The sequence below is a fragment of the Reyranella sp. genome (assembly GCF_004297265.1).
Lineage (GTDB): Bacteria > Pseudomonadota > Alphaproteobacteria > Reyranellales > Reyranellaceae > Reyranella.
This window is the reverse complement of sequence record NZ_SCUT01000048.1, coordinates 60,548-84,189: the sequence shown is the minus strand read 5'-3', so window position 1 is coordinate 84,189 and position 23,642 is coordinate 60,548. Positions and strand designations below refer to the sequence as shown.

Genomic DNA, 23,642 nt, shown 5'->3' with positions numbered 1-23,642 from the left:
ACGGACTCACTTCATCCAGCGCGGCAGCGGCAGGTTCTTCTCGCGAAGGAATACCGGATTGAAGAGCTTGGACTGGTAGCGGCTGCCGCCGTCGCAGAGGATGGTGACGACGGTCTTGCCGGGTCCCAGGTCGCGCGCGAGCCGCATGGCGCCCACGATGTTGATCGCGGTCGAGCCGCCCAGCACGAGGCCCTCATGCTCGATCAGGTCGAACAGGACGGGCAGGGCCTCCTCGTCGGTGATCTGATAGGCCATGTCGATCGGCGCGCCTTCCAGGTTGGCGGTGACGCGCCCTTGGCCGATGCCCTCGGTGACCGAATTGCCTTCCGCCTTGAGTTCGCCCTTGGCGTACCAGTTGAAGAGGGCCGAGCCCATGGGATCGCTCAGCGCGATCTTGATGTTCGGGTTGCGCTCCTTCAGCGCGAGTGCAACGCCGGCCAGGGTGCCACCGCTGCCGACGGAGCAGGTGAAGCCGTCGACCGTGCCGTCGGTCTGCTCCCAGATTTCCGGCCCGGTCGTCCGGTAATGGCCGCCCCGGTTGGCCGTGTTGTCGAATTGGTTGGCCCAGATCGCGCCGTTCGGCTCCTTCGCGGCCAGCTCATCGGCCAGGGCGCCGGAGAAGCGGACATAGTTGTTTGGATTGGAATAGGGCGCCGCCGGGACGAGGCGCAGGTCGGCCCCGCACAGGCGCAGCATGTCCTTCTTCTCCTGGCTTTGCGTCTCCGGCATCACGATGACGGAGCGGTAGCCGCGTGCATTGGCGACCAGCGCGATTCCAATCCCGGTATTGCCGGCCGTCCCCTCGACGATGACGCCGCCCGGCTTGAGTTTTCCCCGTTTCTCGGCGTCCTCGATGATGGCGAGCGCGGCGCGGTCCTTCACGGAGCCGCCCGGATTTAGGAACTCGGCCTTGCCGTAGATGCTGCAGCCCGTCGCCTCGGAAGCGGCGCGCAGCTTGATCAGCGGCGTGTTGCCGATGCTATCGATGAAACCCGACCGGACCTTCATGATCTACTCGCTCTCTTGACCCTGCGCCGCCCCCAGCTCGACCGTAGACAGGGAGCGGGGGGGATCGCAACAAGACCGTACCGGTTGGCGGCATGATTGGCCCAGAATTCGCATGGAAACGTCCGGGCTCGTGCGCCCCGCATGGCCCAGATTGGAAGTTCCCATGAATGCGCATGCTGCTGTCCATTCGAACTGGGCGAGCCTGGTTCATCCGAACGGCGATCCCATTCGTCTGAATCGCCAGGATTTCGTGGCCATCGATCGCGACCAGGACGCGACCTACGATCCGATCTACCGCCCCCAGGCGCTCTACAATCGCGTGAGCAACGGCTTTCACGCAAACAACGAGGCCTTCCTGCTGCAGGAAGTCGCGACGAACCTGCCGATCTACCGTCCCGACGCCGGTCCGACCGACTTCCACCTTCATCTTCCCCCGGGTGGCTTCCAGCTGGTGCTTGTCACGTCCGGACTGTTCACCTTCGACTACGATGGCCTGATGCACTATGTCGGACCCGGTGCGCTGATCCTGCAGAGCGCGATCGTGCACCGGCAGAGTTCCTACAGCTGGTCCGGGCTCTCGACGGACGCGAACCTGAAGACGCCGCAGACGGTCGTGCCTGATCCGCTTTCCATGGGTTACTCTGGCAAGTTCATCGAAGCCTTCATCACCGATCCTACGACGTTCCCCAATCCGACGGTCGTGCACTCGGACGAGATCGACGAGGCCGAGACGCCGCGTCTGGCCTGGAGCCACCCCTTTCACGACCGCCCGCACGATGCCGGTTTCTGGTTCCAGGATCCGCTGGCGCTGGACGCGCTCTACCGGCCGCTGCCGGCCGGAGGCGTCAAGTCGGCCATGCCCGTTCATGTCCGCGACCTCGGCATCGAGGCCCCGAGCGGCCATCTCGTCACCGGCCACATCATCGCCACTGATCCGCGCGGCCAGTCCCTGCTGCCGAAGAGCGCATCGTCCGCCGCCGATGTCACGGGGCTCGAGAGGGGCGAGGTCGTGGTCTATCGCGTCATTCGCGGGACCGCCGAATTCAAGGATGCCGCAGGCAAAGGGTTCGAGCTCGCGACCGGCGACTCGGTCACCTTGGGCAGGAACGCGGCGACGCTCGTCGGGGTTGGCGAAAACACGCAGGTCCTCCGGCTCGGCCTCCTGAAGGGCATGGACAATCTCTTCAGATGGACCCCGGCGCAGCGCGACGAGATCGATGGCTTGGCCGGCCGGATCATCACGCGCAAGGAGGCCCGTGCCCAGCGCACCCACGGCAAACCCGTCGGGTATCTCTACGAATAGGCCCGCGGGCGATCAGCGCCAGCGGCTGCGCAACTCGTCGCGGTGGAGCGCCAGCCACTGCAGGGCGATCACGGCAGCCGAATTGTCGATCTCGTCGCGAGCGAGGAGTGCGCGCGCGTTGGCGAACGGCATGGCCTGCACGAGGATGTCTTCGTTCTCGGATTCGAGGCCGTGAATGCCGCCGACACCGGTCGTGTCGATGCGACCCAGGAAGATGTTGCAGGTTTCCGAGCAGGCGCCTGGACTGAGGACGAGGCTGTACAGGGGAACGAGGTCGAGGATCCGCACCGAGGCTTCCTCGACCGCCTCGCGCCGGGCGACGTCTTCGGGCGTTTCGCCGTCCTCGATCATCCCGGCCACGATCTCCCAGCACCAGGGATGACGGCCGGCGGCGAAGGCGCCGGCGCGGAACTGCCGGATCATCACGACCTCATCGCGGACCGGATCGTAGGGCAGCACGGCCGCAGCCTGGCCGCGCTCGAACACTTCGCGATTTACCTCGCCGCTCAGGCCGCCGCGATAAAGGCTGTGGCGGAACAGGTAGCGGGCCATGCGGAAGTAGCCCTGGAAGGCCACCGTGCGTTCGACCGATTCGACTTTTTCACCGGGCAGGGGAACCGAAGGCACGATTTGCACTCCACCAGCGAAAAGGGGCCGCTCCCTTTCGAGAACGGCCCCCAATTGGCTCCGGAGGTAGGAATCGAACCTACGGCCGGGCGATTAACAGTCGCCTGCTCTACCGCTGAGCTACTCCGGAATGGAATTCGTCGCGACGGCGGTAACTCTGCCGCGAAGGCGCGGTCTTGTGACAGAGCGTGTTCGCTCATGCAAGACCTCTCGCTTGTGCAATTCGTGGAGGCCCGGGCCGGAGTCGAACCGGCCTGGAAGGATTTGCAGTCCTCTGCATAGCCGCTTTGCTACCGGGCCGCCCGAAGTGCGCGCGTGCTATACGCGCGGCGAGACGAACCGGTCAAGCCGGGCGCGACGGAGAGCCCTTTGACGCTGTCGTCTACCGCCGCCTATATAACACCGCTACATCTAGGGGGCAGCCTATGACGGATTTCGCGCTCGCGCGACGCAACATGGTGGAAGGGCAGCTCCGGCCCAACCGGGTCAACGATGCCGGCCTGCTGGCGGCGCTCGGGGAGCTGCCGCGGGAACGCTTCCTGCCTGAAGGCCTGCGCTCGGTCGCCTATGCTGATGACGACGTGCCGCTGGGCGGTGGCCGTTTCATGATGGAGCCGATGGTGCTGGCCCGTCTGATCCAGGTCCTGCAGCCGCAGGCCGAGGACAAGGCGATGGTCGTGGCCGCCGGACGGGGCTATGGCGCGGCGATCCTGGCGCGGCTGGCCAAGTCGGTGGTCGCCGTCGAGGCCGACGCGGGTCTGGCCGAAGCTGCCCGGCACGTGTTGCGCGACCTCGGGGTCACGGGCGTGCAGCAGGTGGTGGGCGACGCAGAGCAGGGGGCCGCGGCCTCGGGCCCCTATGACATCATCCTGATCGAGGGCGCGGTGCACGAAGTACCCAAGGCGATTGCCGACCAGCTGGCCGAGAGCGGCCGGCTGGCCACGGTGGTTGCCGATCCCAGCGGCGCCCTGGGCGTCGCCCATCTCTTCGTGAAGCAGGGCGGCGTCGTGTCGGGACGGCCTCTTTTCGACGCCGGCACGCCACCCTTGCCGGGCTTCGCCCGTCCCGTGCGATTTGCCTTCTGACCTGTTCGGGTCTTTCCCATGCCAAGGGCTACCAATAGTGTTCCGCCTGATGCTAGGGTGCCGTTCAAAGATGAGGGTAGAACAATGCGTATCCGGCCCGGTTTGAGGCATGCCCGCACCGCGGCCGCGTGCATCCTGGCGGTCGGGCTCGGGGGTGCTTCCAGTGCATGGTCACAGAGCCTGATCGAGGCCTTGTCGACGACGTACAACAGCAACCCCGACCTGCTGGCAAGCCGGGCGATCCTGCGCCAGACGGACGAAACGCTGTCGCAAGCGGTCGCCAACTGGCGTCCACGGGTCACGCTGAACGTGGAGTACAACAAGGTCGAGCAGGACTCCTACTCGGTGCGGACGACGCCGACCTTCTACGCGTTGAACGGCAGGTTCACGACCCTGCAGATGGTCCAGCCCGTATTCCGCGGCGGCAAGACGATTGCCGAGACCAAGCAGGCGCAGTCGAACATCCAGGCCCAGCGGGCCCAGCTCGCCGAAACCGAGCAGACCGTGCTGCTGTCGGCGGTGACGTCCTATGCCGACCTCGTTCAGAACATCGGCATCGCTGATGCTCGCCGCAATAACGTGCGCGTGCTGGTGCAGCAGCTCGATGCGACGCGCGAGCGTTTCCGGGTCGGCGAACTGACCATCACCGACGTGTCGCAGTCCGAGGCGCGCCTTGAACTGGCCAAGGCCGACCTGGTGCAGGCCGAGACCCAGGTCCGCATTTCTGAAGCGGCCTTCCAGCGCACGATCGGCAAGAAGCCGGGCCGGCTGGGCGAGATTCCGCTGATCGGCGGCCTGCCGTCGTCGGAAGAGGAGGCGATCGGCCTCGCGATGGATGCCGGCCCGCGTGCGGTCACCGCCGCACACCGCATCACGGCGGCCAACTACGGCGTCAATTCAGCGATCGGCGACCTGCTGCCACAGGTCAACCTGGTCGGTGCGCTGCAGCAGCAGTTCGATCTGCAGGTCCCGAACGACAGGTACTACAACTACGCGGTCCGCCTTCAGGCCACGATCCCGATCTTTCAGAACGGCAGCGAATGGTCGCGCATCCGGTCCGCGCGCGAGCTGGTCGGGCAGCGCCGCAACGAACTGGACAGCGCCCGTCGTGCCGTGGCCGAAAACGTCATCCGTGCCTGGCGCCAGCTCGATTCCTCGCGGTCGCGCGTTACGTCTTTCGAATCGCAGGTCCGCGCCAACGAAGTCGCGCTGAACGGCGTGCGCCAGGAAGCGCTGGTCGGCTCGCGTACCACGCTCGACGTATTGAACGCCGAGCAAGAGCTGCTCAACTCGCAGGTCAACCTGATCCAGGCACGCCATGACGTCCAGGTCGCCTATTACGGCGTGCTGGCCGGCATCGGCCGCCTGACGGCCCGCACGCTGGCGCTGCCCGTCGAGTATTACGACGAGGAGCGCTACTACAAGGATGTCGGCTCCCGCTGGATCGGCTGGGGCAGCAGCGGCGAATCGGGTACGGGCATTATCCCGCCGTCCACCTCGCCGGCCGGCGTGGCCGGGACCGCCCCCATGGGAAGCGGCGGCAAATGAGCGACGGCAAGACCGGCCCGAACAAAGACCCGTCGATGGACGACATCCTGGCGTCCATCCGCAAGATCATCTCGGATGACGAGGCACGGGCGCAGGTCGGAAGCCTGCGGAATGCAAATTCGGGAGAGCGTCCGCCTGTGATACCGCCAGCACCGCCCCTCAATTCGCCGCCTGCCGCGCCACACGACGATGTCCTCCTGCTTACCGAGATCGTGGAAGAGCCCAAGTCCATGTCGAATGAACAACCGACACCGCTACGTGCAGTCGAGCCCGTGAACCCGGCGGAGATGCCGCAACCATCGACCGAAGCCCCGGCTGCGGCGCCGGCTCCCATTGGCGCTGCCAAGACCGATTCGCTAGTGGGTGCCGGCGTGGCGGGCGTGGCGAGTTCGGCCTTTGCGCGCCTGAACCAGGCGGTGCAGGACAGCGTGCCGCCGCCGGCGGCCACCAATCCGGGCCCGTCGGTCGGCGGTCAGACCATCGAGGATCTGGTCAAGGAGATGCTGCGCCCGATGCTGAAGGACTGGCTGGACACCAACCTGCCGCCGATGGTCGAACGCTATGTCGAACGCGAGATTACCCGGCTGACCCGCCGCTGACCCCAGGCGCCACCCCCATTCTTCGCCACGGTGTCGCAACCGTGGCGTTTTTCGTTTAAGGCCAGACAATGCTCGACAAGACCTACGACCCCAAGGAAATCGAGGCCCGGCGCTACCCGGAATGGGAAAATGCGGGGGCTTTCCGCGCCCATCCCGAGTCGCCGAAGCAGCCGTATTGCATCGTCATCCCTCCGCCCAACGTCACGGGCAGCCTCCATATGGGTCACGCGCTCGACAACACGCTGCAGGACGTGCTGATCCGCTGGCGCCGTATGAAGGGCGACGACGTGCTGTGGCAGCCCGGCACCGACCATGCGGGCATCGCTACGCAGATGGTGGTCGTCCGCAACCTCGAGCAGGAGGGGATCGGCCTCGCGGTCGAGGGCGCGGCCAGGAACGACGCCAACAAGAAGCTGCTGAACCGCGAGGAATTCCTCGCCAGGGTCTGGGAGTGGAAGGCCTATTCCGGCGGCACCATCACCAGCCAGCTTCGCCGGCTCGGCGCCTCTTGCGACTGGAGCCGCGAGCGCTTCACCATGGACGAGGGCCTGTCGAAGGCCGTGCTCAAGGTATTCGTCGAACTCTACCGCGAAGGCCTGATCTACAAGGACCTGCGGCTGGTCAACTGGGATCCCAAGATGCTGACCGCGATCTCCGACCTCGAGGTCGAATCGCGCGAGGTGAAGGGCCATCTCTGGTACTTCAAGTACCCAATCGAGGGTAGCCCGGACGAGTTCATCGTGGTCGCCACGACGCGGCCCGAGACGATGCTGGGCGACACCGGCATCGCCGTGCATCCCGACGATCCGAAGTGGAAGCACCTGATCGGCAAGCATGCTGTGCTGCCGCTGGTGGGCCGCCGGATCGCGATCGTGGGCGACGAGTATTCGGACCCGGAGAAGGGATCTGGCGCCGTCAAGATCACGCCGGCGCACGACTTCAACGATTTCGAGGTCGGCCGCCGGCACAATCTCGAGGCCATCAACATCTTCGACAAGTTCGCGCGGGTGAACGACAAGGCACCCGAGAAGTATCGCGGCCTTGACCGGTTCGAGGCGCGCAAGGTCATCGTCGCTGAAATGGAAGAGCTCGGCCTCGTCGAGAAGATCGAGCCGCACACCCATGCGGTGCCGTACGGCGATCGTGGCGGCGTGCCGGTCGAGCCCTATCTGACGGAGCAGTGGTACGCCGATGCCAAGAAGCTGGCCGAGGCGCCGCTGGCGGCGGCGCGCGACGGCCGCGTCAAGTTCGTTCCCGAGCGCGGCCGCGAGGATTTCTTCCGCTGGATGGAGAACATCGAGCCATGGTGCGTGTCGCGCCAGCTCTGGTGGGGCCACCAGATTCCGGCCTGGTACGGGCCGGACAAGAAGGTCTTCGTGGCGCTCTCCGAGGATGAGGCCAAGGCCGAGGCGCGCGCGCATTACGGCAAGGACGTAGGACTGGAACGCGATCCCGACGTGCTCGACACCTGGTTCAGCTCGGCCCTGTGGCCGTTCTCGACCCTGGGCTGGCCCGACCAGACGGCGGAACTCGCAAAGTACTACCCGACCAGCACGCTGGTGACGGGCTGGGACATCCTGTTCTTCTGGGTCGCCCGCATGATGATGATGGGCATGCACTTCATGAAGGAGGTGCCGTTCCGCACCGTCTACCTGCACGGGCTGGTGACGGACGAGAAGGGCCAGAAGATGTCGAAATCCAAGGGGAACGTGATCGATCCCCTGGAGCTGATCGACAAATACGGTGCCGACGCGCTGCGCTTCACCATGACGTCGCTGGCGGCGTCGCAAGCTGGCCGGCTGCGCCTCTCACCGGCGCGTGTCGAGGGCGCGCGCAACTTCGCGACCAAGCTGTGGAACGCAACGCGATTCGCCGAGATGAACGGCGCAGCGCTGCCGAAGGGTTTCGATCCGGCGTCGGCCAAGTTGACGGTCAACAAGTGGATGCTGGGCGAGCTCGCCCGCGCGAACCAGGCGATCGACAAGGCGCTTGGCGAGTTCCGGCTGAACGAGGCCGCCAACACGCTCTACGAGTTCGTCTGGGGCGTGGTGTGCGACTGGTATGTCGAACTGACCAAGCCGATCGTGCAGGGGGCCGATGGTCCCGAGAAGGACGAGACTCGCGCCGTAACAGCCTTCGTGCTGCGCGAGACGGTGAAGCTGATGCACCCGGTGATGCCGTTCATTACCGAGGAACTGTGGGACAAACTTGGCCACCGCGCCGAGCACGGCGCGCTGATTTCCCAGCCCTGGCCGGCGCCCACGTCCATCGATCCCGCAGCGGATGCCGAGATGGGCTGGCTGGTAAAGCTGATCCAGGACATCCGCTCGGCCCGCGCCGAGCTGAACGTGCCGGCCGGCGCCAAACTCAGGCTGCTGGTGATCGGCGGCAATGAAACGACCGCGGCGAGGCTGGAGACGCATCGCGCCGCCATCGAGCGGCTGGCCCGCATCGAGGGCGTCGAGGCGGCCACCTCGGCCCCCAAGGCATCGCTGCAGATCGTCATCGGCGAGGCGACCTATACCCTGCCGGTCGGCGACGTGATCGACCTCAAGGCCGAGAGCGCGCGCCTCCAGAAGGAGATCAAGAAGCTCACCGACGAGGTCGGTAAGATCGACGCCAAGCTCGCCAACGCGGCCTTCGTCGCGCGCGCGCCGGAAGAGGTCGTCGAGGAGCAGCGCGAGCGCCGGGCGCAGGCCGAGCAGACCGGGGCTCGGCTCAGCGCGGCGCTGGAGAGGTTGGGCGTTTAGCGGCCGCGCTTGGCTCGCAGAGCGATTGCCCACGGGGGTTGGAGGGGTGTTCTCCAGTATCCACCGTGCCAATATGGATATTCAGACGGAGGCAAGAATGACCTACACTCTTGAGCAGTTGAGCGCCGACATTCGCCAGGCTCTCAAGGCCGATCCGGGGAATGCGGGTAAGCAGGAAGTCTGCAAGCTGGTGTCGAAGGTGCTGCTCGACGAGGCGTTCGTCGCGAAGCATCTGACCGCCGACCAGTGCCGTCCGCGCAAGGTGCTCTACGAGGATCCGGAACTGGGTTTCTGCATCTGCGGACACGTCTACGAGACGGCCGCGCACGGTGCGCCGCACGATCACGGTCCCAGCTGGGCGATCTACGGCCTGGCGACCGGCGACACCGAGATGACGGACTGGCGGATCGTCAAGAAGGGCGAGGGTGACGAACCGTCCCTGGTCGAGCCCACGAAGACCTACGTGTTGAAGCCCGGCGACAGCCACTTCTACGATGTCGGCGTGGTCCACTCGCCGAAGCGCGACGGTCTGACGAAGCTGGTGCGCATCGAGGGCTCCAATCTCGACCGCATCAAGCGCTCGAACATCAAGGCCGCCTGACGATGGAGGTCCCTCGTGCTCGAGGGACCTTTGGTTTCAGCGCTTGATCTGCATCCCCAGATACTTCGCCAGCCCGGCGCCATAGGGCGGCCTCAGCATGCGCAGCGGTGCCAGATCCCACTTGATCTGGTGGTAGATCGATTTGCGATGGCTGAACTCGCGGAAGCCGTCGTGGCCGTGATAGACGCCCATGCCGGCCGGGCCGATGCCGCCGAACGGCAGCTCCTCTTGCGCGACGTGCATGACTACGTCGTTCACCGTGACGCCGCCTGACGTCGTGCCGTCGAGCACGCGGTCGCGCTCCGCCGTGTCGCTGCCGAAATAGTACAGGCCGAGCGGCCGGTCGTGGGCATTGATGTAGTCGATGGCGTCCTGGACGTCGTGATAGGCCTTCACCGGCAGCAGCGGCCCGAAGACCTCCTCCTGCATGACCTTCATCTCGTCGGTCGGATTGAGGATCAAGGTCGGCGCGATGCGACGATGCGGTTGCTGGCGCAGATCCTCGGCACCCGGATTGATCTCGACGATCTCGGCGCCCTTGGTCCGCGCATCGTCCAGGTAGTCCATCAGCCGCGCATAGTGCCGGTCCGTGACGATCGCAGTGTAGTCCGGGCTCTCGCGGATGCTCGGAAACATCTGTCCGACCGAGGTCTTTGCTGCAGCGACGAAGTCGGGGAGCCGGTCGGCCGGCGCGAGCACATAGTCCGGCGCCAGGCAGATCTGTCCCGCATTGAGTGTCTTGCCGTTCATGATCCGCGCCGCGGCCACGGACATGTCGGCCGAGCGCCCGATGACGACGGGGCTCTTGCCTCCGAGTTCCAGTGTCACCGGCACAAGGTTCTCCGCGGCGGCCCGCATCACGTGGCGGCCGATCGCGGTTGCGCCGGTGAAGACCAGATGGTCGAATGGCAGGGACGAAAACGCCTGCCCGACCTCCGGGCCGCCGGTGACGACTGCGATCTCGCTCTCGTCGAACGCGCTGGCGAACATCTGCTTCAGCAACTCGGATGTGGCGGGCGTCGTCTCGGACGGCTTGATCATCGCCCGATTGCCGGCGGCGAGGACGCCGGCCAGCGGCGCGAAAGTGAGGTTGACCGGAAAATTCCACGGGCTGATCACGCCGACCACGCCCTTGGGCTGATGGCGAATCTCGGCCCGCGCGCCCAGGAAACCCAGGATGCGCGGCGTCGTTCGGCGCCGTTCGGTCTTCATCCAGTGCCGCACATGATCGCGCGCGTGCTTCAGCGGACCGATCGAACTCGCGACGTCGGCGAATGCCGTCACGGTGGGCGAGCGGGCGCCGAAATCGGTCGAGAGCGCCGCTTCGATGTCGTGCCGCCTGTCGACGAGGACGCCGATGCAGCGGTTGAGCCGGTCGATGCGCTGCTCGGCGGTCGGCGCACCGTCCTTGAGCTGGGCCTCGCGTTGCTTCAGCAGGATTTCGATTAGTCTGGGACCGGGCATCTCCGCTATGACGCCTTCCGCAGGTCCGGCACGTAGGGCTTGCTGGCGAAGTGCTCCTGCCCGTCGCCACTCGCGAAGCGCAGGCCCGCCCGGCGGATCGCTTCGTCGTCGACCGGCTGCAGCGGCACGTAATAGCGGTCGTCGGCCTTCGTGAAGGTGTCGTTGTCAACCCTGTTGTAGCAGATCAGCAGGGTCCAGCGCCGGTTGGGCGAGCGATTTGCATCCGAGCGATGGATCGCGTTGCAGTGGAAGATCAGCGCGTCGCCTGCCTCCAGCTCGCAATACTCGATAGGGCACTTCTCCAGGATGTGCGGCATCCGGCTCGGATCGACCTCGTTCTGAGTCGGCGACAGCGGCGTGTGATCGATGCGGCCGAGCCTGTGTGAACCGGTGGCGATCTGGAGGCAGCCGTTTTCGCGATTGGTGCGGTCGAGCCCGATCATGATCGAGAGCATGTCGGGGCGCAGGCAGCCGTTGTAGTACCAGTAGCCGTAATCCTGGTGCCACTCCCAGGCGCCGCCTACCTCCGGCTCCTTGGCCGTGAGCTTCGACTGGAAATGATAGACCGGTCCGCCCAGCAGGGCCGCCGACGTGTCGACCATGCGCCGGACGCGGGCGGCGAGGCCATAGACGCTGTCGCCGGCCCGGTTCCAGAGGGCGATACGCGTCGACCGGCCCTCGCCATCGCGGCGATCTAGGATGCTGTCGCGTACGGCCGGATCTTCCTCCATGGCGCGCGTCAACAGCTTCACCTCGTCCAGCGCGAACAGCCCGCGCGCATAGGTGAAGCCCTTCTCGTTGAACTCCGCGGTCTGTGCCGCATTCAGCACGTTCGGCATTGTCTCCTCGCCTCAGACGGGGCGGAAGATATTGCGGCCGCCCGATTCGGAGATCGACACCTTACGCCCGAGCTGCTCGCGCGTCAGCATGTTGGCGACCAGGGCGGGATCGTCCGGGGTCATGGCGACGAAGCGGTCGCCGGTGCTGTCCAGGCGGCCCAGGATGTAGCCGCGCTCGGGGGCGTCCCTGCCGTAGGTCACGCAGTAGGTCTCGATCGTGCCGCTCCCCGTAGGCCTCGTTTCGACCCTGCGCTTCGGGAGCGCGTCGAGTTCGGCCTGGAACTTCTTCGGATCCTCGCGCTTCCATGGCCCCTTGGTTGGCTCGGTCGAGTAGAGGCCGGCCGAGTGCTTGGTGAGATAGTTGCCGTTGGCGGTCACCATGCCGAAAGATCCGGGCCTGGCGCGGACCACGTTCATCATCTCGGCGATCGAGTGGGTGACGTAGTTGTTGCCGGGACCGCCGAAGAAGGGGAGGCCGCCGGTCACGCTGATCGGGCGAGGATCGTCCTCGGCGATGCCGATCTCCTTCATCGCGACTTCGACCGCCGAGGGGAAGCAGCTGTAGAGGTCGAAGGCGGCGATGTCGGAAACCTTCTTCCCGGCCATGTCGAGAGCGATGCGGGCGCAGCCGCGGATGGCGGGGGAGGAGTCGAGTTTGTCGCGTTCCGACACGACCCAGGTGTCGGTGCCGTCGGCGCAGCCATGCAGGAACACCCAGCGATCCTGCGGAATGCCCCATTCACGGGCCTTCTCGACGGAGGTGACGAGCACAGCCGCTGCCTGGTCGATGATGGCGTTGGCGTTCATCAGGCGCGGATAGGGGAAGCAGATCCAGCGATTGTCCGGAGAGATCGTCGACAGGGCTTCGGCGCTATAGCCCTCGCGGCGCGTGGCCAGAGGATTGGCCTTCGCGACCGCGGCGAGGCGCTCGAACAGCCGGCCCATCGCCTTCATGTGGCTGTCGACGTCGCGCTTCAGGCCACCCCGGATGGCGTTCTCGAGCAGCGGATAGAAGTGGATGGCCGCGCGCAGGTCATGGCGCGCTTCCTCCTCGCTGAAGCCGAAGCGCGGATCGCCGATGCGAGTCGGCTCGCCGCCGCCCGGATCCTCGTTCCAGTCGATCTTCATGTTGGTGCGGCGGGCGTTCTGCGTGCTGCGCAACAGCTCGGCGCCGCAGATCAGCGCAAGCTCCGTCTCTCCCCGGGCGATCTGCTCGGCGACCTTGTTCACCAGGTATTGGGGCATGTTGCCGCCCGAGTGCGTGTAGAGCAGCTGCTTCGGATCGGCATGCAGCCGATTTGCCACGCTCTGCGGGGGATTGCTCGAGCGGCCGTAGGGTGAGGCGAAACGCGGGCTGATGTCGCTGAAGAACTCCATGACGGCAATGGCGTCGACCAAGTGGCCGAGCGCATGGCCGCCGATGGCCGCCTTCGTGTCCTCAAGCGCGGCATTGGCGGCCTCGGCGCAGAATGCGACCCTCGAGCGTTCGCTCGACGGCGTACCGGCTGTGTCGGTGATCTGGCCGGCGCCGACCAGGATGGGGGTACGCGGATCGATCATTTTACGAGCGCCTCGATTTCGGATTGGGTGAGGCCGGCCTGCGCCAGGATAGTCTTGGTGTCTTCGCCGAGGGCCGCGACCTTGGGACCGCTCTGCAGCGGGGAGCCGGAGAAGCGGAAGGGTGGTGCGGGCGACTTGTAGCTGCCACCGCCATCCTCGATGGTGCAGAGCGAGCCGCGATGCTCGACCTGTGGGTCCTGCAACGCCTCGGTGACCGTGACATAGGGCGAGCAGGGGACGCCCTGCTTTTCCAGCGCAGCCACGACCTCCTTCACGCTCAGCGTCTTCGACCACTCTTCGAGTTCGTCGACCAACAGCCCCCAGTTCATGCGCCGGTCCTGGTACTTCTCGAAGCGCGGATCGGTCAGCCAGTCGCGGCGACCGGCCGCGGTCGCCATGTCCTGGAAGGTCTTCTCGCTGGCGGTCGCCAGCATCACATAGCCGTCGCTGGCCTCGATCGGACCGTACATGGGCCGCGAGGGCATCTCGAAATCGAACTGCGCGCGGTTCACCTCGCCCAGCAGCATGCCGACCAGCGTCTCGAACATCGACACGTCGACCATCTGGCCCTTGCCGGTGGCATGGCGCTGGTGGACGGCCGCGAGGATGGCGCCCATCGCATAGGCGCCGCTGGCATAGTCGGCGACGAAGATCCCGCAATTGTCGGGGCGCTGGCGGCCCTGCTGGTAGAACAGATGCGCCATGTCGTAGCCGGTCGAGGCATGGATGACAGGCGCATAGGCGGGACGGCCGGCGCCGGGACCGGTCTGGCCGTAGCCCGAGATGGCGCAGTAGATCAGCCGCGGGTTCACCTTGGACAGCTCCGCATAGTCGAGGCCCAGCCGCTTCATGACGCCCGGCCGGTAGTTCTCGACCAGGATGTCGACCGTGGCCGCCAGCTTTTTGATCGCGGCGACCGCTTCCGGCTTCTTGAGATCGAGCACGATCGACTTCTTGCCGGCATTGAGCTGGCCGAACATCGTGCTGAACCCGTCGCGCTGGACCGGCCGCGACCGCATCAGGTCGCCTTCGGGCGATTCGACCTTCACGACATCGGCGCCCATGTCAGCCAGAAGCCGGCTGCAGTGCGGGCCGGCGATGGTGGTGGAGAAGTCGAGGATGCGCAGGCCGTGGAGCGGCCTCGTCATGTCTGTCATGGGGTCACCGGGTTGCGAGGATGAGGATGACGCCGCCGACCACCAGGATGCTGCCGATCCACTCGCCGAGGGACGGCCGCTCCTTGAGGACGAGGCGGGAGGAGATGAAGGTAAAGACCAGCTCGATCTGGCCGACCGCACGGACCAGCGCGGCATTCTCGAGCGTCATGGCGAGAGCCCATCCGGCCGAACCCAGCACACTGAAGATGCCGACCCAGATCGACGAGCGCCAGTTGAACCAGACCTTCGAGAGCTGCGGCCGGTCGCGCCGCGACAGGTAGAGCGCCATCAGGATCACCTGGATGGTGTTCATGCAGGCGAGCACGGTGATGCCACGCACCATGAAGTCGCCTTCGGGCAGCAGCTTCGAGGCCTCGCGGATCGTGCCGGCAGCGATGGCGAAGATCGCGCCCGAGAGGATGCCGTAGAGCGCACCCTTGTGCGTGAGATCGGCCAGCACGCCGCGCACGTCGGAGAATCGTCCCCGGACGCTCAGGATCGCGACGCCGCCCAGGCAGACCAGTATGCCGGCCCAGGCACCGAGTTTCAGTGGCTCGCCGGCGATGAAGGTCGCGAACAGGGCGACGAACACAGTCTCGGTCTTTGAATAGACCGTGCCGACTGCGAAGTTGCGGAGCGAGAAGGCGTGGATCATCAGCGATGTGGCCACGATCTGTGCCACGCCGGCAATTGTCACCAGCAGCAGGAAATGCAGCGAGAGAGACGGCACGTGCCGGCCGGTCACGAAGACCAGGAAAGCCAGCATGCCGAGCGCCAGCGGGGCACCGTACAGGTAGCGCACGAAGTTGGCGCCATCGACGCTCAGGATGCCGCGGATCTTCTGCTGCATCGTTGTGCGGATGTTCTGGCACAAAGCGGCAGCGACGGTGATCGGTATCCAGAGCGGCACAGCGATTATCTCCCTGGCCGGGAGTGTATGGCCTCGCTAGTCCCGCGTCTGCGGTTTAGATTTTCGCGGTGCGACGGGGATCAGCCCCGGACATCGGCCCCGACCGCATCGCCGACCGATGCAAAGCCATCGCGTGCGAGGAGCGCCGCCAATTCGTCCTTGATGCGGCGGATGAGCGGTGGGCCCTCGTAGACCATGGCCGAATAGAGCTGCACCAGGGTCGCACCGGCACGGATCTTGGCGTAAGCCTCGGCGCCCGACCCAACTCCACCGCAACCGATCAGCGGGAACTGCCGCTCGACGCGCTGGGCGGTCTTGCGCAGCACCTCGGTCGACAGCGCGGTAAGCGGCGCTCCGGACAGACCGCCGGTCTCGCCGCGCCGCTCGGACTTCAGCGAGGGCGGGCGGGAGAGTGTGGTGTTGCCGATGATGATGCCGTCGAGCTTCAGGTCGCGGCAGACGAAGACGATGTCGTCGAGGTCGTCGTTGGTCGCGTCGGGCGCGATCTTGACCACGAGTGGCACCGGCTTGGCGGCGATCGCGTCCTGCACGCGCTTCAGCAGGCTTGCGAGCTCGGTCCGGCCTTGCAGGTTCCGCAGGCCCGGGGTGTTGGGCGAGGAGACGTTGCAGACGAGATAGTCGGCATAGGGCGCCAATGCCACGCAGCCCGTAACGTAGTCGGCGGCGCGGTCGGTGCTGTCCTTGTTGGCGCCGATATTGACACCGACGAAACCGCGGCGCGGACGGGCGGCGAGGCGGGAGCGCGCGGCGTCGAGCCCGTGGCCCGGGAAACCCATGCGGTTGATGACGCCGCGATCCTGCGGCAGCCGGAACAGGCGGGGACGCGGATTACCCTCCTGCGGCCGCGGCGTGACGCTGCCGATTTCCACCAGGCCGAAGCCCTGGGCCAGCATGGCGTCGGCGACCTCGGCGTTCTTGTCGAAGCCCGCGGCCAGGCCGATCGGGTTGGGCAGCGAACGGCCCCACACCTCGGTTGCCAGCGAGGCGGCGTCGGCCCGCCGGTCGCCCGGTAGCAGGCCCGTCTTCAGCGCGCGGATGGCCAAGCCGTGGGCGGCTTCCGCGTCGAGGCGAGAGAGGGCGAGATCGAGGAGGGAATACCAGACGGCCATCGCCGTCTGGTTAGCAGAAGTTCCCTGTGGAGCGCTTGGGCGCCTGGGAGCGCTAGAAGCGGCCCATGCTGCCGCCCTGGTTAGGGCGAAGAGACGGAGAGTCGGAGAAGATCACCATGAACAGCTCACGGAACAGCTCGCCGATCCGCGGATCGGTCGGGCTGCTCGCAGGAGTCCAGGCGGTGGTCTCGGACATCGTCATGTCGTTACGGCAGTAGATGGCATAGACGTTGAAGATTCCGGGCTTGCCGGGCTTGAAGCGTACCGTGCCCTTGCAGACCGAATCGCTGTTGAGATCGTTCGCCGGGTCGAAGACCAGCATGAGGCGGTAGTCAGGCCGGGGCGGCTCCGGAGGCGTCTCGTAGGTGAAGGTAAGCCGCGGCATCGGCTTGGCGGCCTGCATCATGGGCAGCAGGTCACGCGCCACGACGGCCGGGTCGGTGCCGGGGAAGGGATTTCCCTGGAGGACCACCTGGAAGTTCTTGCCGTCGGTGGCGGCGAAGAATTCGCGGTAGTCGTACTGCACCGCGTAGTAGGTGCCGCCGATCACGGCTGCGTAAGCGGCGGCCGGAATGGCGGCGACCGCCAGCAGGGCTGCGGCGATTCTGGACCTGAAACGCATTGGGCAAACTCCTCCGCGGATTATCCGCCTATCATACGCCCGGGAAACGTCTCCCGGGATGTCACATTTCTGAGTGCGGCCCGTCAGACTGGAGCAAGCCGGTTCACACGTCGAGGTCACGGGCGAAGCGGGCGTTCTCCTGGATGAAGGCGTAGCGCTTCTCCGGCTTGCGGCCCATCAGGTCCTCGACGAGGGTCCGGGTCCGCATGTCCTCCGTTCGAGCATCCGGTTCGGTTCCGGTGATCAACGGCACGTCGACCTTCAGGAGGACGCGTTTGGACGGATCCATTGTGGTTTCGCGCAGATGCACGGACTGCATCTCGCCCAGCCCCTTGAAGCGCGTGATGTCGGCCTTGCCGTTGAACACCGTCCGGACCAGCTCGTCCTTCTGGGCATCGTCCTGGGCATACTCGGTTCGGCCACCCTTGCTGATGCGGTAGAGCGGCGGCTGCGCCAGGAACAGGTGCCCGTTCTCGATCAGCTTCGGCATCTCGCGATAGAAGAACGTCATCAACAGCGAGGCGATGTGTGCGCCGTCCACGTCGGCGTCGGTCATGATGATGACCCGCTCGTAGCGCAGGCGGTCGTCGTTGTAGTGGGCGCCCGCACCGCAACCCAGCGCCTGGATCAGGTCCTGGATCTCCTGGTTCTCACGCATCTTCTCAGAGCTGGCGCTGGCCACGTTCAGGATCTTGCCGCGCAGGGGCAGGATGGCCTGGGTCTCGCGGTTGCGCGCCGCCTTGGCCGAACCACCGGCCGAATCGCCCTCGACCAGGAAGATCTCGGTGCCGATCGAGGCGGAACTGGAACAGTCGGCGAGCTTGCCCGGCAGGCGAAGCTTGCGCGTCGCGGTCTTGCGCTGCTGCTCGCGGTCCTGCCTTCGCCGCAGACGCTCCTCGGCCTTGGCGACAACATGCTCCAGCAGGACGTTGCCAGCTTCCTTGTCGCCGATCAGCCAGTGCTCGAAATTGTCGCCGACGATCGTCTCGACAAGCTTGGTCGCCTCGACGCTGACCAGCCTTTCCTTGGTCTGGCCCTGGAACTGCGGCTGCTCGATGAAGACCGAGACGAGGGCGGCGGAGCCGTCGATCACGTCATCGGCCGTGATGACGGAGCCCTTGCGGTTGCCGGTCAACTCGGCATAGCGCTTGAGGCCGCGAACCAGCGCGCTTCGGAAGCCCGATTCGTGCGTGCCGCCTTCGGAGGTGGGCACGGTGTTGCAGTAGGAGCGGACGAAGCCTTCCTCGTCGTTCGGCCACCACACGGCCCATTCCACCTTGCCGTTGCCGTCGTTTTTGGCCTCGCCCGCAAAGGGTTGCGGCACGACCGTCGGCCGCTGGCCAATTTCGGAGGTGATGTAGTCCTTCAGGCCGTTGGGAAAGTGGAAGGTTTCCTCTTCGGGAATCCCGCCGCTCTTGAGCAGCGACTTGTCGCACTTCCAGCGGATCTCGACGCCCCGGAACAGGTAGGCCTTGGAGCGCACCATTCGGTAGAGACGCTCGGGCACGAACTGCTGCTTGCCGAAGATCTCGGGATCGGGATGGAAGGTGACAATCGTGCCGCGCCGGTTGGGGGCGGGGCCGGCCGGCTTCAGCTTGGAAACAGGAAGGCCGCGCGAGAAGCTCTGCGTCCAGGCCTGGCGGTCGCGGGCAACCTCGACGACGAGATCGTCCGAGAGCGCGTTCACGACGGAGGCGCCGACGCCATGGAGGCCGCCCGAGGTGGCGTATACCTTGCTGTTGAACTTGCCGCCCGCATGCAGCGTGGTGAGGATCACCTCCAGAGCCGACTTGTTCTTGAATTTCGGATGCGGGTCGACCGGCATGCCGCGGCCGTTGTCGCGCACCGAGACGTAGTTGCCCGGCAGCATCTCCAGCCAGATCGTGTCGGCATGGCCGGCGACGGCCTCGTCCATGGAATTGTCGAGGATCTCGGCCACGAGATGATGCATGGCCCGTTCATCGGTGCCGCCGATATACATGCCGGGGCGCTTGCGGACGGGCTCGAGTCCCTCCAGCACCTCGATGTCATGGGCCGTGTAGGAATTTTCCTTCGGTCCCGCGGCACGCTTGCCGCCGCCAGACCGATCGAAGAGATCGCCGTTTCGTGCCATGCCTGCTTCTTGTCTTTCCGCGGCCGCGCGAGGGGATCGCTGGGTGGCCGGTCCGGCATGGGTATGGTAGCAAAACCGCGTGAAAGCAACCACATCCGGTGAGGAATTGATGTCCGAAAGTCGCCGCGATCCCATCGTAAGGACCGTTCCGCAGCCCGCCGACATGAACGGAAATGGCGACATTTTTGGCGGCTGGGTGCTGAGCCAGATGGATATCGCGGGCGGTTCGCTCGCGGCCCGGGTGGCGAAGGGGCGGGTGGCCACGGTGGCGATCACGGCCATGACCTTCGTCCAGCCGATCAAGGTGGGAGACATGGTGTCGATCTATGGGGATGTCGTGAAAGTCGGCCGGACGTCGATCACCATCGGGCTCGAGACTGTGGTCCAGCGCCGCCATGAGGAAACCGACCTGCGCGTCACCCACGGTACCTTCGTGTTCGTGGCGATCGACGACGAGGGCAAGCCGCGCGCCGTTCCGCACCAGGATCCCGCATGAAGCGGCTGCTCGCTCCGCTCCTGGCCGCCCTGACGCTGCTCGCGCCGGCGGCGGTGCTCGCCCATCCGCACATCGTCGTGCAGCAGGTCGTGCGCATGGTCGCCAAGGACGGGAAATACACCCATGTCGAGATCGAATGGCGGTTCGATCCCTTCTCCAGCGAGGTCGAGATCCCGCTGATCGACGAGGATAAGAACGGCAAGGTCTCGGCGCGGGAAACCAAGCTGCTGGCCGACGAGATGATGCCTGAGCTCGGAAAGTACGGGTACCTGAGTTGGATCAATACCGGCGCCAAGGACTTCCGGCCGCCCAAGGCGCCGCAATTCTCCGCCCGCATCGACGATCCGGCGAGCTTTATTCCGCCGGAATGGGACCGCAACGCCGGCGACAATGCCGGGATGCCGATGCCGACCAACAAGCGGGCCGACGCGCCGGGAGCACCGCGCAAGCAGGGACCGCGCAATCTCGTCTACGTCATGCGTTTCGCGCTACCCCAGCCGTCCAAGCTCGTGTCGATCGCGACCTACGATCCAGAGGATTTCATCCGCATCGAGGTCGACAAGGCCTCGGTCCCGGCCGGTTGCACCCTGGGCAAGCACCCGACCCATAAGGCCGAGTTCGTGCGCGGCTATCCCGTTTTTGCCGATGTGGTCACATGCCAGCTTTCGTGAAAACTTCCGCTCTCCGTTCGCCCTTCCTGTGGGTGGGGCTTCTTCTGCTCGTCGCTCTCGGCGGCGCGCTTGTATTCAGCGACGGCGTCGCCGAACTGGCGCGCTATTCGGCCGACTACCAGCGTCGCATAAACCAGGTCCTGTCGACTTCGTTGCGCGACGTGCAGTCGGGCACGGGGTCGCTCGCGCTGTGGACCCTGGTCACGGTCTGCTTCGGCTACGGCGTCGTGCACACGCTTGGCCCGGGCCACGGCAAGGCCGTCGTGGTGGCCTATTTCCTCGACAGCAGCCGCCCGCGCGCCTGGATCGAGGGCATCTTCGCCGGCGGCTGGATCGCCTTCACCCACACCTTGGCGGCGCTGCTGCTGGCGGGCGCGTTGAAACTCTCCTCGACCGTAGGTCTGTTGGGTGCCTTGCGCGAAGTGCGCAACGTCGAGATCGTCTCCTATACGCTGATCGTGCTGGTCGGCTTCTGGCGGCTCTGGGCCGGCATCACTGGCCGCTTGCACGAACATCCGCACGGTGATCACGACCACGGGCATGGCCATGCACATGATCACAGCCATCATCATCACCATGACCACGAGCCGCCGCAGCGCACGATCGCAGGGTGGCTGTTGCTGACGGCAGCCGGCATCGCACCCTGTGCCGGCGCGCTGATCATCATCCTGCTGTCGATCGCGCTCGATGTCCTGTGGGCGGGCGTGGTTGGCGTCATCTCCATTGCGCTCGGCATGGCAATCACGCTCGCCGCCATCGGCATGGCCTCGATGGTGGCGCACCGGCTGATCATCGCCGAGGGGCGCTCACAGGAGATCGGGCGTTTCACCGCCATCGCCGCCTCGCTGATCGTGATCGCGACGGGCGGCACCCTGCTGCTGGGCTCGCTCGAACGCTTCCTGCGCTGAGGCCCGGAATGGCCGAGATCCAGGCGCCCGGTCGGTCGTCACGGCCATTGCTGGGCGTGCTCTTCATGTGCACGGCCTGCGCGTTGTTTCCGATCATGAACGGACTGGTGAAGCTGCTGGCCGCAACCTACGACCCGCAGGAGATCGTCTGGTTCCGGATCATCCTGCATCTGGTTCTGGTGGCCGCGGTTTTCATGCCGCGCATGGGGCTCGGACTGCTGCGCACGCGCCGCATCGGCACTCAGTTCGTCAGCTCGGTGATGATGATGCTGTCGACGCTGTTCTTCTTCTCGGCGGTGAAATCCATTCCGGTCGCCGAGGCGATCGCCGTCACCTTCGTGGCACCGCTTGCGGTCGTATTGCTCGCCTGGCCGCTGCTGGGCGAGCGCATCACGTTCTTCCGGATGGCCGCCGTCGTCGTCGGCTTCGCCGGCGTCCTGATCGTGATCCGGCCGGGCAGCGCCGTGTTCCAATGGCAGTCGCTGCTGCTGTTGGGCAGCGCCGTTTGCTACGCCATGTACCAGATCCTGATCCGTCGTCTTGCGGGCATCGACGCGCCCGCCACGTCGATTTTCTACAGCGTGCTGCTGGGCGCGATCATCATGTCGATCTGGCTGCCTTTCCACTGGAAGACGCCGACGGGCTGGGCCGACTGGGCACTGCTCTGCTCGCTGGGGGCGTTGGGCGCACTGGGCCATTATTGCGTCGCCAAGGCCATGACTTATGCCTCGGCAAACTTCGTGGCGCCGTTCAACTACACGCAGATGATCGGCTCGGTCATCGTGGGCTACCTCATGTTCGCCGAGGTGCCGGACTTCTACACCTGGCTCGGAACGGCCGTGGTCGTCGGCGCGGGTCTCATGGTGGGCTGGCAGGGACGCAAGCCGCAAAAGAGCTGAAGGGGGAGAGACCATGCCTTATCTCGTTGCAGCCGACCTGCCGACCGAGCCGGCCGGCGTCCGTTTCCGCAACCTGCTCGTACGGCCGCAAATTCTGCGCATGCCGGGCACCCACAATGGCGTCGCGGCACTTCAGGCAGCCCGAGCTGGCTTCGAGGCGCTCTATCTCTCGGGCGCGGCCATGTCGTCCTCGATGGGCCTGCCCGACCTCGGCGTCATCACCGTCGACGAGGTTTGCTTCTTCATCCGCCAGGTGGCGCGCGCCTCGGGCCTGCCGGTTCTGGTCGACGGCGACACCGGCTATGGCGAGGCGCTGAACGTCATGCACATGGTGCGGGCCTTCGAGGAAGCGGGCGCCGCCGCCGTCCATCTCGAGGACCAGCTCCTGCCCAAGAAGTGCGGCCACCTTAACGACAAGAAGCTCGCCCCGCCGCACGACATGGCGGCCAAGGTCGCGGCAGCGGCGAAGGCACGGCGCAATCTTTTCGTCATCGCGCGCACGGATGCAGCAGCGAGCGAGGGGATCGATGGCGCGGTCGCCCGCGCCCGTCTCTATCTCGAGGCCGGCGCCGACGCGATCTTCCCTGAGGCGCTGACCAGCGCCGACATGTTCCGCGCCTTCGCGAGAGCGATGCCCGGGGTGAGTCTCCTGGCCAACATGACAGAGTTCGGTCGCACGCCGTTCTTTACGGCCTCGGAGTTCGAGGCGATGGGCTACCGGATGGTGATCTGGCCCGTTTCGGCCCTGCGCGCCGCCAACAAGGCGCAGGAGGGCGTGTACGCGGCGATCCAGCGCGACGGCGGCACCCAGAACATGATCGACCGCATGCAGACGCGACAGGAACTCTACGACACGATCCGCTACCACGACTACGAGGCGCTCGACGCGTCACTCGTGAAGACCATCGTTCCGCAAGGGATGCCACAGCGCGATTGAACGCTGGGGGCGCCACAGTGGCTATCGATCCGCGATCAAACCTCGCAGCAGCGGTCGATAGGCTTCGAGTGCCAGATCCGGAAGGCGCGAGGCCTTGGCCAGCGCGAACCAGGTCAGTGCCGTGTGCTCGTCGTCGAGGATCGCCGGCTCGCCTTTCCATGAGCTGACGCCGAACATGTGATAGGTGGCAGATGCGTTCGGGTCCGGGATCGTGCTGAGGACAGAGTAGGTGAGCGGCACGATGCCGATCTCTTCGCCCGTTTCGCGGATGAGAGCCTCTTCCAGCGTCTCGCCGGCCTCGACATGGCCGCCGGGAAAACTCCACAAGTCTGGGTAGGCCTTTCGTTTCGGGCTGCGGCGGGCAAGGAGGACATCGCCTCCTTGCAGCAGCAGCGCATTCACGATGACGCGCATC

The 23,642-nt window shown here is 65.8% G+C and carries 22 protein-coding genes and 2 tRNA genes; 11 read left to right on the top strand and 13 right to left on the bottom strand.

Annotated elements, in window-relative coordinates; translation table 11 throughout:
* Window positions 1–6: 6 nt before the first annotated feature.
* Entirely contained in the window at window positions 7–1,008 is a 1,002-nt protein-coding gene (locus tag EPO41_RS20960; RefSeq protein WP_296329161.1) for a cysteine synthase A, read from the bottom strand.
* A gap of 163 nt (window positions 1,009–1,171) precedes the next feature.
* On the opposite strand from EPO41_RS20960, the gene EPO41_RS20955 reads away from it, so the two are divergent.
* Window positions 1,172–2,311, top strand: a complete 1,140-nt coding sequence (locus EPO41_RS20955; protein ID WP_296329159.1) for a hypothetical protein — start codon at window positions 1,172–1,174, stop codon at window positions 2,309–2,311.
* Between the two features lie 12 nt (window positions 2,312–2,323).
* On the opposite strand, the gene EPO41_RS20950 is transcribed toward EPO41_RS20955, so the two are convergent.
* The 3 genes from EPO41_RS20950 to EPO41_RS20940 form a co-directional block, all read right to left on the bottom strand.
* Window positions 2,324–2,938: an NUDIX domain-containing protein gene (locus EPO41_RS20950; protein ID WP_296329156.1), complete on the bottom strand. Its 615-nt coding sequence runs from the start codon at window positions 2,936–2,938 to the stop codon at window positions 2,324–2,326.
* A gap of 55 nt (window positions 2,939–2,993) precedes the next feature.
* Window positions 2,994–3,068 (bottom strand) — tRNA-Asn (locus tag EPO41_RS20945).
* Window positions 3,069–3,164: 96 nt separating this feature from the next.
* Window positions 3,165–3,238 (bottom strand) — tRNA-Cys (locus EPO41_RS20940).
* Between the two features lie 125 nt (window positions 3,239–3,363).
* Here EPO41_RS20940 and EPO41_RS20935 point away from each other — a divergent pair.
* The 5 genes from EPO41_RS20935 (at window position 3,364) to EPO41_RS20915 (ending at window position 9,521) form a co-directional block, all read left to right on the top strand.
* On the top strand, window positions 3,364–4,023 hold the full coding sequence (locus EPO41_RS20935; RefSeq protein ID WP_296329153.1) for a protein-L-isoaspartate O-methyltransferase: 660 nt from the start codon (window positions 3,364–3,366) through the stop codon (window positions 4,021–4,023).
* Between the two features lie 84 nt (window positions 4,024–4,107).
* Window positions 4,108–5,571, top strand: a complete 1,464-nt coding sequence (locus tag EPO41_RS20930) for a TolC family outer membrane protein (RefSeq protein WP_296329149.1) — start codon at window positions 4,108–4,110, stop codon at window positions 5,569–5,571.
* Window positions 5,568–6,170 (top strand): DUF2497 domain-containing protein, encoded by a 603-nt coding sequence (locus EPO41_RS20925; protein ID WP_296329146.1) that lies wholly within the window; start codon window positions 5,568–5,570, stop codon window positions 6,168–6,170. The genes EPO41_RS20930 and EPO41_RS20925 overlap by 4 nt, the downstream gene beginning before the upstream one ends.
* Before the next feature lie 68 nt (window positions 6,171–6,238).
* The gene (locus EPO41_RS20920; RefSeq protein WP_296329144.1) at window positions 6,239–8,920 is read left to right on the top strand and encodes a valine--tRNA ligase; all 2,682 of its coding nucleotides are present in this window, start codon (window positions 6,239–6,241) and stop codon (window positions 8,918–8,920) included.
* A 97-nt stretch (window positions 8,921–9,017) separates the two neighbouring features.
* On the top strand, window positions 9,018–9,521 hold the full coding sequence (locus EPO41_RS20915) for a hypothetical protein (RefSeq protein WP_296329142.1): 504 nt from the start codon (window positions 9,018–9,020) through the stop codon (window positions 9,519–9,521).
* Between the two features lie 36 nt (window positions 9,522–9,557).
* On the opposite strand, the gene EPO41_RS20910 is transcribed toward EPO41_RS20915, so the two are convergent.
* The 8 genes from EPO41_RS20910 to parE all read right to left on the bottom strand — a co-directional run bounded on the left by EPO41_RS20910 (window position 9,558) and on the right by parE (window position 19,316).
* Window positions 9,558–10,985, bottom strand: coding sequence for a coniferyl aldehyde dehydrogenase (locus tag EPO41_RS20910; protein ID WP_296329140.1), 1,428 nt, complete (start codon window positions 10,983–10,985; stop codon window positions 9,558–9,560).
* 5 nt (window positions 10,986–10,990) lie between these two features.
* A complete protein-coding gene (locus EPO41_RS20905; protein WP_296329136.1) occupies window positions 10,991–11,824 on the bottom strand; it encodes a phytanoyl-CoA dioxygenase family protein in 834 nt (277 codons plus the stop codon).
* Between the two features lie 12 nt (window positions 11,825–11,836).
* Window positions 11,837–13,384, bottom strand: a complete 1,548-nt coding sequence (locus EPO41_RS20900) for an acetyl-CoA acetyltransferase (RefSeq protein ID WP_296329133.1) — start codon at window positions 13,382–13,384, stop codon at window positions 11,837–11,839.
* Window positions 13,381–14,541, bottom strand: coding sequence for a CaiB/BaiF CoA-transferase family protein (locus EPO41_RS20895; RefSeq protein WP_296329131.1), 1,161 nt, complete (start codon window positions 14,539–14,541; stop codon window positions 13,381–13,383). The genes EPO41_RS20900 and EPO41_RS20895 overlap by 4 nt, the downstream gene beginning before the upstream one ends.
* A gap of 4 nt (window positions 14,542–14,545) precedes the next feature.
* A complete protein-coding gene (locus tag EPO41_RS20890; RefSeq protein ID WP_296329128.1) occupies window positions 14,546–15,451 on the bottom strand; it encodes a DMT family transporter in 906 nt (301 codons plus the stop codon).
* A gap of 80 nt (window positions 15,452–15,531) precedes the next feature.
* Window positions 15,532–16,581 carry a quinone-dependent dihydroorotate dehydrogenase gene (locus EPO41_RS20885; protein ID WP_296329126.1) on the bottom strand — a complete coding sequence of 350 codons (1,050 nt, stop codon included), beginning with the start codon at window positions 16,579–16,581 and terminating at the stop codon, window positions 15,532–15,534.
* 52 nt (window positions 16,582–16,633) lie between these two features.
* Window positions 16,634–17,203, bottom strand: a complete 570-nt coding sequence (locus EPO41_RS20880; protein ID WP_296329123.1) for a hypothetical protein — start codon at window positions 17,201–17,203, stop codon at window positions 16,634–16,636.
* Between the two features lie 103 nt (window positions 17,204–17,306).
* Window positions 17,307–19,316, bottom strand: a complete 2,010-nt coding sequence (parE, locus tag EPO41_RS20875) for a DNA topoisomerase IV subunit B (protein WP_296329122.1) — start codon at window positions 19,314–19,316, stop codon at window positions 17,307–17,309.
* 109 nt (window positions 19,317–19,425) lie between these two features.
* Here parE and EPO41_RS20870 point away from each other — a divergent pair, with 109 nt between their 5' ends.
* The 5 genes from EPO41_RS20870 to prpB are packed head-to-tail and all read left to right on the top strand — an operon-like array spanning window position 19,426 to window position 23,227.
* Window positions 19,426–19,812, top strand: a complete 387-nt coding sequence (locus EPO41_RS20870; RefSeq protein ID WP_296329119.1) for an acyl-CoA thioesterase — start codon at window positions 19,426–19,428, stop codon at window positions 19,810–19,812.
* On the top strand, window positions 19,809–20,483 hold the full coding sequence (locus EPO41_RS20865) for a DUF1007 family protein (RefSeq protein WP_296329116.1): 675 nt from the start codon (window positions 19,809–19,811) through the stop codon (window positions 20,481–20,483). The genes EPO41_RS20870 and EPO41_RS20865 overlap by 4 nt, the downstream gene beginning before the upstream one ends.
* Window positions 20,480–21,391, top strand: a complete 912-nt coding sequence (locus EPO41_RS20860; RefSeq protein WP_296329113.1) for a hypothetical protein — start codon at window positions 20,480–20,482, stop codon at window positions 21,389–21,391. The genes EPO41_RS20865 and EPO41_RS20860 overlap by 4 nt, the downstream gene beginning before the upstream one ends.
* 8 nt (window positions 21,392–21,399) lie before the next feature.
* A complete protein-coding gene (locus EPO41_RS20855) occupies window positions 21,400–22,290 on the top strand; it encodes a DMT family transporter (RefSeq protein ID WP_296329111.1) in 891 nt (296 codons plus the stop codon).
* 13 nt (window positions 22,291–22,303) lie between these two features.
* Window positions 22,304–23,227, top strand: a complete 924-nt coding sequence (prpB, locus tag EPO41_RS20850) for a methylisocitrate lyase (protein ID WP_296329107.1) — start codon at window positions 22,304–22,306, stop codon at window positions 23,225–23,227.
* Between the two features lie 21 nt (window positions 23,228–23,248).
* Here prpB and EPO41_RS20845 read toward each other — a convergent pair whose 3' ends face one another.
* Window positions 23,249–23,641 carry an NUDIX domain-containing protein gene (locus tag EPO41_RS20845; RefSeq protein ID WP_296329104.1) on the bottom strand — a complete coding sequence of 131 codons (393 nt, stop codon included), beginning with the start codon at window positions 23,639–23,641 and terminating at the stop codon, window positions 23,249–23,251.
* Window position 23,642: the final 1 nt, after the last annotated feature.

Bases quoted from the DNA above. Each gene is read 5' to 3' on its own strand.
- EPO41_RS20960 (WP_296329161.1), bottom strand. From the start codon at position 1,008: ATGAAGGTCCGGTCGGGTTTCATCGATAGCATCGGCAACACGCCGCTG.
- EPO41_RS20955 (WP_296329159.1), top strand. From the start codon at position 1,172: ATGAATGCGCATGCTGCTGTCCATTCGAACTGGGCGAGCCTGGTTCAT.
- EPO41_RS20935 (WP_296329153.1), top strand. From the start codon at position 3,364: ATGACGGATTTCGCGCTCGCGCGACGCAACATGGTGGAAGGGCAGCTC.
- EPO41_RS20930 (WP_296329149.1), top strand. From the start codon at position 4,108: ATGCGTATCCGGCCCGGTTTGAGGCATGCCCGCACCGCGGCCGCGTGC.
- EPO41_RS20925 (WP_296329146.1), top strand. From the start codon at position 5,568: ATGAGCGACGGCAAGACCGGCCCGAACAAAGACCCGTCGATGGACGAC.
- EPO41_RS20920 (WP_296329144.1), top strand. From the start codon at position 6,239: ATGCTCGACAAGACCTACGACCCCAAGGAAATCGAGGCCCGGCGCTAC.
- EPO41_RS20915 (WP_296329142.1), top strand. From the start codon at position 9,018: ATGACCTACACTCTTGAGCAGTTGAGCGCCGACATTCGCCAGGCTCTC.
- EPO41_RS20910 (WP_296329140.1), bottom strand. From the start codon at position 10,985: ATGCCCGGTCCCAGACTAATCGAAATCCTGCTGAAGCAACGCGAGGCC.
- EPO41_RS20905 (WP_296329136.1), bottom strand. From the start codon at position 11,824: ATGCCGAACGTGCTGAATGCGGCACAGACCGCGGAGTTCAACGAGAAG.
- EPO41_RS20900 (WP_296329133.1), bottom strand. From the start codon at position 13,384: ATGATCGATCCGCGTACCCCCATCCTGGTCGGCGCCGGCCAGATCACC.
- EPO41_RS20895 (WP_296329131.1), bottom strand. From the start codon at position 14,541: ATGACAGACATGACGAGGCCGCTCCACGGCCTGCGCATCCTCGACTTC.
- EPO41_RS20885 (WP_296329126.1), bottom strand. From the start codon at position 16,581: ATGGCCGTCTGGTATTCCCTCCTCGATCTCGCCCTCTCTCGCCTCGAC.
- EPO41_RS20880 (WP_296329123.1), bottom strand. From the start codon at position 17,203: ATGCGTTTCAGGTCCAGAATCGCCGCAGCCCTGCTGGCGGTCGCCGCC.
- parE (WP_296329122.1), bottom strand. From the start codon at position 19,316: ATGGCACGAAACGGCGATCTCTTCGATCGGTCTGGCGGCGGCAAGCGT.
- EPO41_RS20870 (WP_296329119.1), top strand. From the start codon at position 19,426: ATGTCCGAAAGTCGCCGCGATCCCATCGTAAGGACCGTTCCGCAGCCC.
- EPO41_RS20865 (WP_296329116.1), top strand. From the start codon at position 19,809: ATGAAGCGGCTGCTCGCTCCGCTCCTGGCCGCCCTGACGCTGCTCGCG.
- EPO41_RS20855 (WP_296329111.1), top strand. From the start codon at position 21,400: ATGGCCGAGATCCAGGCGCCCGGTCGGTCGTCACGGCCATTGCTGGGC.
- prpB (WP_296329107.1), top strand. From the start codon at position 22,304: ATGCCTTATCTCGTTGCAGCCGACCTGCCGACCGAGCCGGCCGGCGTC.
- EPO41_RS20845 (WP_296329104.1), bottom strand. From the start codon at position 23,641: ATGCGCGTCATCGTGAATGCGCTGCTGCTGCAAGGAGGCGATGTCCTC.